Here is a 7928-nt window from a genome sequence, read left to right on the forward strand (position 1 = left end):
AGGGGGAGCAGGGGGAGCAGGGGGAGCAGGGGGAGCAGGGGGAGCAGGGGGAGCAGGGGGAGCAGGGGGAGCAGGGGGAGCAGGGGGAGCAGGGGAAGCAGGGGGAGCAGGGGAAGCAGGGGAAGATATAACTATTGAATTGACCTATGCCCAATACCCAATACCCAATCCCCAATCCCCAATCCCCAATCCCCAATCCCCAATCCCCAATCCCCAATCATTAAGAGCTTGTGCCAAAATTAAACCAAACTTGAGAGCAAAAGCGAAGTGGGGTTTGACCCATGTTTAGGAAAGCAAAACGATGCAACCGATTCGTCAAGGTGATGTAATCTTACTGCCTGTGCAGAAAATTGAAGGACAAAAAATACCTCACTTAACTTTGGCAGAAGGCGAAGTTACAGGGCATAAGCATCGCATTACTGAGGGTAACGCAGAATTATACGATAAAGATAGCACACTCTATTTGCGTGTGTTTTCAGAGTCGGCATTGCTTGCCCATGAGGAGCATAAAGCTATTTCTATTCCCCAAGGTAATTGGATGGTGAAAATACAGCGAGAATACGAACCTGAAGGTTGGCGTTATGTCGCGGATTGAAAAGTTAACGCCTGAACAAGAGGCTTTGATTCCAGTTTATCGGGAAAAGTGGCAGAAAATTGCGTTTTCAACTGAGCGGATTGATAGAGAGAAGGCCGCGGAAGCTGTAAAAGCTGCCTATGTTGCAATTGACTTTGGCTATGAACAGCCTGAAATCCTTTTTCAGGAAAGTCCTTATGCAGCTTGTAACTGGCTGCTAAAACGATTGTCACCAGAATTGATAGACAGTTATCTCAATGAACCAAATAGTATAGGGGGCATGTTTGGGGCTAATTTTTTTCACGAGCCTTCGACCAAAATAAATCAACAGTTTGGAAGCCAAGTACATAGGCAATTAGACAATTTTTTATATCATCTGACAGGCAATCCTTTAACTCATGAAATATTTAATGACTTAAATGAAAAATTTAGCACTCAAGTAAACGAGGAACTAAACGATTATTCGTGGTGGATTGAAATTCAAATTAATGAGTGCTTTCAACCAGAAATTCAAATTAATCGCATGACTGGGTTTGATTTCTGTATCTCTGTTTTGAAAATTGATTATCCTCAACAGGAATGGAAAGTATTTCAATCTTTAATTCAAGAATGTGGTTGGTTGTTTGCGTATGATGATATTTGTATTATCTGCGATCGCCCGCTTCACCTACGCTTCGACAATCAAAATCGCCTCCACGCTGAAGGCGAACCCGCGATTGAATTTACCGATGGATATAGTTTGTACTCATACCACGGTGTAACCTTACCTGAAAAATACGGTAAAATCCACCCGCAGCAATGGCAAGCTAATTGGCTTTTGACAGAGGAAAACGCCGAACTACGCCGAGTGTTAATTCAAGGTATTGGTTACGCTAGAATATGCCAAGAACTACAAGCTATTGAATTAGATACTTGGGCTGAATATACGCTATTAAAAATTGATGCTGATGCTGATGAAGAACCAATTTATTTATTAAAAATGACTTGCCCTAGCACAAGCTTTATTCACGCCTTGCGAGTTCCACCGAATATGAACTCAGCGCGTGAGGCAATTCGCTGGGTAAATTGGGGAATTGATCCAGAAGAATTTGCTGTGCAAACCTGATTTTTATCCAATTAAGTAATTATACAAGTAAGAAATTTTAATAAGTAAACATACGTAATTTTTTTAAGCAAAATAATCTTATAACCATTGCAATAAAAAGGTTTTAGTATATTTATGTTTATTAGGTAAATAAATTATTTTGGTAAAAATTGTTTTATCTACTACACAAATACCAGCCTGATATGCCAAGCTAAGGACATCAAATGCTTAAGGAAATAAATCAATGTCTACTCTGCAAAAACTATCATTAGCCTTGGTTGGAACAGCAGTTGTTTTCATGAGTGCTAACCCAGCTAGCGCTGTTAGCCTGATTAAAGGAGGTTCCACACCTGTTGCAGGAGAAGGTCAATACACTAATATTCAAGGAGCTACAACGATCAACTTCAATTCAGGGACAGCAACCGATCCAAACGGATTTGCTACTTACTCTGCAACCAATGGAATTGTCAAAGGGAGTGTAGATAATCAATATGCTACCCCCTTTGGTAATAGCAGCTATTACCTAACGGTTGCGCCACAAGGTGCCAAAACTAGTAGTGGTCAGAATATTTTAGGAAACACTGGTGATGAAACTATTACCTTTGCTAAGTCTATTGATTATTTTGGCCTCTACTGGGGGTCAGTAGACACATATAACTATGTGGATGTCTATAGCGGAGGTAAGCTACTAAAAACATTTAGTGGCGCAGATGTTCCAGGCGCTCCGGCCAATGGTGCACAGAGTGGTAGTGACAATAATGTTTATGTTAATTTGTTAGCAGATAAAGGAGAGACTTTTGATAAAGTAGTTTTAAGATCAACTGGTCTTGCGTTTGAAACTGATAACCATAGCTACAGATTAGCTAGTGTCCCTGAACCTACTGCAACATTGGGCTTGCTAGTATTCGGTGTTATGAGTGTTGGTTCATTTGTGAAACGGAAATCAAAGTTAGTTTAAAATAATCTATTTACTCCATCTGCAAAATAAACAATCTCCTTGTCGCTTGAAGATATAAAACCCAGCAAAAAATGCTGGGTTTTATTTTTGAAATCATCCAAAAAAGCGAAGACACAAAAAATAAATCTGCGTCTTCAAGTAATATTTGAAAATTAAAAAGTGAATGTGGTTCGCACTGTACCAATCACGATATCATCGTTTTGATTGTTATGATCTGCCGCTGTTAGCCAGATAACTCCTGGGGTAATGCTGATATTGTCACTCAGATTATATTGATAGAAACCTTCAATGTGATATGAAGTGTCTGGATCTTTGTTGATACCTGCATTGCTGAGAGAACTGCTTACACTGGTAACTTTCGGTTCGATGCCCACAATGATGCCTGCAATATTACCTTTTTTACCAAGATCGGGGAAAGCCAGTGTGACGGCATAGTTCCAGATGTCAGCATCGCCAGGATTAACTGAAAGGACGCGAGCTTTGGTCAAGCCAGCCCAACCGCCAATCACGAATTTTGAGCTAGGTTGGAATGATGCTTCTATACCGTAGGAGTTGCTAGAAGCATTCTGCAATATATCATTAGCGTTATTGCTACCACCACTACCATTGGCAGAAAAATTATTGTTGTAGGCGTTAATGTAGGTCAAACCAAGGGTAATTTGATTGCTAGGCTTAACAGTTAACTGCGCCATAGCACCATAAGCACCGTTGAACAGTCCAGAACCTGGCTGAGGGTTACCAGTATCATTCGTCGCTAAATACCCTAAACTTAGTTCTAGGTTATCACTGAACTCGTGTTTGATTCCGATACCAGCACCATTAACTAGATAATAAATTGGGTTGCGAGTCCCAAATTGCGAAAGGGCACCGCTACCACCGTCCCCATCTAGGTATGGGTTGACTGTATTAGTGAAATCATCAATTGCACCTGCATTTGCTTCTAGGGTAACGTTTGTTTTTTTGCCCAGAGGAAACTGATATAACAGCGCGTCGATCACAACTCCATTATTGTTGTTACCACCAGCAAATCGGAAGTCACCTTCTGGTGTAAAGGTAGCAGTCTGAGAAAATGGGTCTAGGTTTGTTGCCTGAAGTCGTGTTCTGAGTAAATCTTGACCAGTAAAACTGGTGTCGAAGTTCAGACGCACCCGATCTCCAAGGACAGTATTTTGGTTGACTTTTTTACTATTAACTGTATTTCCACTTATGACACTTGCGATCGCTATTACGACTTCCCCATTCAGCTTGGTTGTGGTTGAGAACTGATTCGCCTCTAATTCAGCAGTTTTAGCTTCTACTGCATCTACACGACCTCGCAGTGTCGCCAGTTCTGCTGAAAAGTCTGCTTGCAGTTTTTGTAATGTGGCTAAATCTTGTTTGTTAACTAAATTGCCAGTGGCTGTAGCAATCAGTTCGTTAACGCGATCGAGACAAGCATTCAAACCAGCAGCAAACTCATATCGCGTTAATGCCCGATTACCGCGATAAGTGCTATTTGGGTATCCTGCAATACAACCATAGCGCTCAACCAACGATTGTAATGCTTGGAATGCCCAGTCAGTAGGTTGTACGTCGGAAAATTGAGATACGGAAGTAACTTGCCCCGTTATCTGAGTTTCTGTACCTGGACTAGCTAAAACTTGCGGTTGATTGATTTCAGGCGTACCGGATGTTTCACCTGCAAATACAGCAGTATTCACGAATAGCATTGCACAGCAGACTGCTGGACTAACTAGCAGATATTTACAAAATTTTTGCATTTTTCTCCTCACACTGATTTTTAATTCACACCCGAAACACGTTTTTTTAAACGTTATTTTATGAGAATCTTTGTCAGTAATCTTATCAGAAGTAAGGGATCTTTTTAAGAAAATAAGTCAATAAATCCTAATTATTCAGGGAAAACTAAATTACAGAGGGCTGTACCATCCGAAAAAGTTTTGTTGTTACTCGTTACCCAGGAAACCAAGAATGATATTATGTGCCTAAAATGAGAATGAGAATTATTATAGTATAAAGTTGTCAATAGGAATTTTGACAAAGGCAGAGTCAGCATCCGTTTTGAGGAGAAAATACCGTGATTGTGAATTGGAGAGGAATTAGAACAAGCAGGCAAAGAAGCGGCATCTTGCCGATAATTGCTTTGCTAATGTTGTCAATGACTGCTGGCTGTAGCCAATCGAATCCGAATCAGGGAACAACTTCTGAACAGTCGCCGCAAGCACAGGAAGCTGCTTCTACCCCACAGGTGCAGTCGGGGAAAACTAAAGTAGTGACAACATTTTTGCCGATATATTTGTTTACTAAGGCAGTAGCTGGCAATGTGGCAGATGTAGAAATTCTAGTGCCACCTGGTACGGAGGTGCATGAATATCAAGCGACACCCGAAAATGTCAAGGCGATCGCAACTGCGAATGTGTTAGTAAAAAATGGTTTAGGTTTGGAGGGATTTCTGGAAAATACTGTTAAAAATGCCCAAAATAGCAAATTAGCTGAAATTGATGCAAGTATTGGTATTAAACCCTTAAATGAAATTTCACCCGTTGTAAAAACGTCCCAAGAAGAAAAAGACGACGAACATACCCAAGGTAATCCGCACGTTTGGTTAGATCCAGTTTTGGCAAAACAGGAGGTAACTAATATTCGGGATGGATTGATTGCTGCTGACCCAGCGAACAAAGCAACTTATGAGGCTAATGCTGCGACTTATATTAAAGAATTAGAAAGTTTAAATAGCGAATTTCAACAGACTTTGCAGAAAACTCCTAGTTGTACCTTTATTACCTTTCATGATGCGTTTCCATATTTAGCTAAACGCTATAACCTCAAGCAAGTTGCTGTGGTACAAATTCCCGAAGATCAACTTTCCCCAACGGATGTGCAAAATGCAGTCAATGCGGTGAAAAAGTACAAAGTTAAAGCTTTATTTAGCGAACCAGGAGTAGATAACAAACTTCTATCCAGCCTTTCCAAAGATTTAAAATTAACTTTGCGTCCTCTGGATTCTCTGGAAACTGGCAAAACAGATCCACAGCATTATTTCGAGGCTATGAAAGCTAACTTGCAAACTCTGCAAACGGCGTGTAAATAGGTTTGTCATTAGTCAGTTGTCCTTTGTCTTTTGCAAATGACCAATGACCAATGACCAATGACCAATAACCAATGACCAATGACTAATGACTAATGACTAATGACATTGCTATTTTAAAAGTAGAAGGATTAACTGTCTATCAAGGCAGCTATCTAGCTGTTAAAGATGTTTCTTTTGAATTATTGCCAGGAACAGATACAGCTATCGTCGGCCCTAATGGTGCTGGTAAAAGTACTTTGGTAAAAGCGGTTTTAGATTTGATCCCTCGCAGTTCTGGGACGATTCAAATATTCGGTCGTCCAATTGCAAGGCTGGGGCGTTTACGTCACTTGTTGGGCTATATGCCGCAAAACTTCATTTTTGACCGTAGCTTTCCCATTTCTGTCAGCGAGTTAGTAGGACTTGGATGGGAGAAGGAAGCGAAAAAAGCCGATTTATTTTTCTCTAAGCTGTGGAGACAAGACCGAGAAAAATCGGCAGCCGTAGGAGAAGCTTTACGACGAACCGATGCTTATCATTTACAACATCAAGCTATTGGTACTCTTAGCGGTGGTCAACTTAAACGGGTGTTGTTGGCTTATTGTTTAGTAATGCCTCGGAAACTGTTGGTACTTGATGAAGCCTTTGCTGGTGTTGATGTGCAAGGTTCAGCAGATTTTTACGCTTTGCTAAATGAATTAAAGCGAGAGGAGGGTTGGACGGTATTGCAAGTTTCTCATGATATTGATATGGTAAATCGCCATTGCGATCGCGTGCTTTGCCTGAACCAAAGTATTGTTTGTACTGGTAAACCAGAAGTTGCCCTTTCACCACAAAACTTGTTAGCAACCTATGGACCAGGTTTCAGCCGCTACCAGCATCAACATTAAAATAATTCGTAATTCAACTTACATAGGAGTTACGGAATAACGAACCGCAGAGGCGCGGAGGACACGGAGAAATCAGAATTTGAGAGATATTTTGCGTAAATCCTATCACAGAATAAGTATGGATTATTTTTTCAATGATTGTCAGATAGCAGGGCTGGCGATCGCTAGTAGTAATGATTTGGTAAGCTTGTTAACATTCCCTTTTATGCAGCGTGCGATCGTCGGTGCTGTGTTAATGGGAATACTTGGCGGGATGTTGGGTAGTTTTGTCACCTTGCGCCAATTGTCTTTTTTCAGCCACGCGGTTGGTCATGCAGCATTAGTAGGTGTGGCGTTAGGTGTGCTGCTGCAAATAAATCCGACTTGGATGCTGTTACCTTTTACCTTGGTTTTTGGGGTTATTGTCCTCTACTTTATCGACAAAACCAACTTAGGTAGCGATAGCGTTCTTAGCATAGTGCTATCTGGGGCATTAGCGATCGGTGTGATTCTCACTAGCCTAATTAAAGGATATCGTGGCAACTTGATGGCTGTGCTGTTCGGCGATATTCTAGCGATCGATACCACAGATTTGATTTTGACGCTGTTAGTACTTGTGGGAGGCAGCATATTTTTACTATCAACCCTGCGCCAGCAAATTTTATTGACCCTCAACCCCGATGTAGCCCAAGTTCAAGGTATTCCTGTCCAGTTGTACCGCTACGTTTTTGTGGTTTTGCTTTCACTCGCCGTTGCTGTAGCGATTAAAGCTGTCGGCGTTTTACTGGTGAACGCCTTTTTGGTTATTCCCGCCTCTACCGCCAAACTGATGAGTCACCACTTTAGCCGCTTTCTAGTTATATCGGTGATAGTTGGTTCCATTAGCAGCATTGCTGGCATTATTGTGTCAGGTATTTTTAACTTTGCTTCTGGCCCAAGTATTGTTCTTGTTCAATTTCTGCTATTTGTAGCCGTTTTCATCTGGTTTAAGTTGAATTTGAAAGCCGCATAAATCTTTTTTCTCCAAGGGCTTGCTATTTTATTGAATCTTTGCTAAATTTATTAATCGTGGCTCACAAAAGCCCCAGCCGGGATAGCTCAGTTGGTAGAGCAGAGGACTGAAAATCCTCGTGTCACCGGTTCAAGTCCGGTTCCTGGCATACCTTACAGCCATTTGAGTCACTGACATAATGCATAAGCTGGGATAATCTTAAAACTTCTGAAAGCTTTAGCCTTCAGGGGTTTCTTATTTCTTCCAAAACTCTATTGCAGTGCTTGTTGACACTCCCCGCTCTAAAGAGACGGGGATTCTTTAATCAAAGACATGACTTGCTCATGCAGGTTTTCACCAACAAGAGTAGAGGACTCATCTC

Annotated in this window: 7 protein-coding genes, 1 tRNA gene and 1 pseudogene; 8 read left to right on the forward strand and 1 reads right to left on the reverse strand. The window is 41.2% G+C overall.

Features of this window, described 5'->3' with window-relative positions; translation table 11 throughout:
* The 4 genes and pseudogenes from V7K32_RS17310 to V7K32_RS17325 all read left to right on the forward strand — a co-directional run.
* Positions 1–289: pseudogene (locus V7K32_RS17310) on the forward strand (hypothetical protein); the annotation flags it as partial.
* A 12-nt stretch (positions 290–301) separates the two neighbouring features.
* Positions 302–595 carry a hypothetical protein gene (locus V7K32_RS17315; RefSeq protein ID WP_334995065.1) on the forward strand — a complete coding sequence of 98 codons (294 nt, stop codon included), beginning with the start codon at positions 302–304 and terminating at the stop codon, positions 593–595.
* Positions 582–1679: a DUF6745 domain-containing protein gene (locus V7K32_RS17320; RefSeq protein WP_334995066.1), complete on the forward strand. Its 1098-nt coding sequence runs from the start codon at positions 582–584 to the stop codon at positions 1677–1679. Before V7K32_RS17315 ends, V7K32_RS17320 begins: the two co-directional genes overlap by 14 nt.
* Positions 1680–1902: 223 nt before the next feature.
* Entirely contained in the window at positions 1903–2616 is a 714-nt protein-coding gene (locus V7K32_RS17325) for an Npun_F0296 family exosortase-dependent surface protein (RefSeq protein WP_334995067.1), read from the forward strand.
* Positions 2617–2768: 152 nt separating this feature from the next.
* Here the strand turns inward: V7K32_RS17325 and V7K32_RS17330 are convergent, their stop codons facing one another.
* On the reverse strand, positions 2769–4376 hold the full coding sequence (locus V7K32_RS17330) for an iron uptake porin (RefSeq protein ID WP_334995068.1): 1608 nt from the start codon (positions 4374–4376) through the stop codon (positions 2769–2771).
* A gap of 389 nt (positions 4377–4765) precedes the next feature.
* Here V7K32_RS17330 and V7K32_RS17335 point away from each other — a divergent pair, with 389 nt between their 5' ends.
* The 4 genes from V7K32_RS17335 to V7K32_RS17350 all read left to right on the forward strand — a co-directional run bounded on the left by V7K32_RS17335 (position 4766) and on the right by V7K32_RS17350 (position 7715).
* On the forward strand, positions 4766–5707 hold the full coding sequence (locus V7K32_RS17335; protein ID WP_442938763.1) for a metal ABC transporter substrate-binding protein: 942 nt from the start codon (positions 4766–4768) through the stop codon (positions 5705–5707).
* Positions 5708–5799: 92 nt separating this feature from the next.
* Positions 5800–6576 (forward strand): metal ABC transporter ATP-binding protein, encoded by a 777-nt coding sequence (locus tag V7K32_RS17340; protein ID WP_334995069.1) that lies wholly within the window; start codon positions 5800–5802, stop codon positions 6574–6576.
* Positions 6577–6694: 118 nt separating this feature from the next.
* The gene (locus tag V7K32_RS17345) at positions 6695–7567 is read left to right on the forward strand and encodes a metal ABC transporter permease (RefSeq protein WP_334995070.1); all 873 of its coding nucleotides are present in this window, start codon (positions 6695–6697) and stop codon (positions 7565–7567) included.
* A gap of 75 nt (positions 7568–7642) precedes the next feature.
* Positions 7643–7715, forward strand: a tRNA-Phe gene (locus V7K32_RS17350).
* Positions 7716–7928 lie beyond the last annotated feature (213 nt).

The sequence above is a fragment of the Nostoc sp. genome (assembly GCF_036917635.1).
Taxonomy (GTDB): domain Bacteria; phylum Cyanobacteriota; class Cyanobacteriia; order Cyanobacteriales; family Nostocaceae; genus Nostoc.

Bases quoted from the DNA above. Each gene is read 5' to 3' on its own strand.
- V7K32_RS17315 (WP_334995065.1), top strand. From the start codon at position 302: ATGCAACCGATTCGTCAAGGTGATGTAATCTTACTGCCTGTGCAGAAA.
- V7K32_RS17320 (WP_334995066.1), top strand. From the start codon at position 582: ATGTCGCGGATTGAAAAGTTAACGCCTGAACAAGAGGCTTTGATTCCA.
- V7K32_RS17325 (WP_334995067.1), top strand. From the start codon at position 1,903: ATGTCTACTCTGCAAAAACTATCATTAGCCTTGGTTGGAACAGCAGTT.
- V7K32_RS17330 (WP_334995068.1), bottom strand. From the start codon at position 4,376: ATGCAAAAATTTTGTAAATATCTGCTAGTTAGTCCAGCAGTCTGCTGT.
- V7K32_RS17335 (WP_442938763.1), top strand. From the start codon at position 4,766: ATGTTGTCAATGACTGCTGGCTGTAGCCAATCGAATCCGAATCAGGGA.
- V7K32_RS17340 (WP_334995069.1), top strand. From the start codon at position 5,800: ATGACTAATGACATTGCTATTTTAAAAGTAGAAGGATTAACTGTCTAT.
- V7K32_RS17345 (WP_334995070.1), top strand. From the start codon at position 6,695: ATGGATTATTTTTTCAATGATTGTCAGATAGCAGGGCTGGCGATCGCT.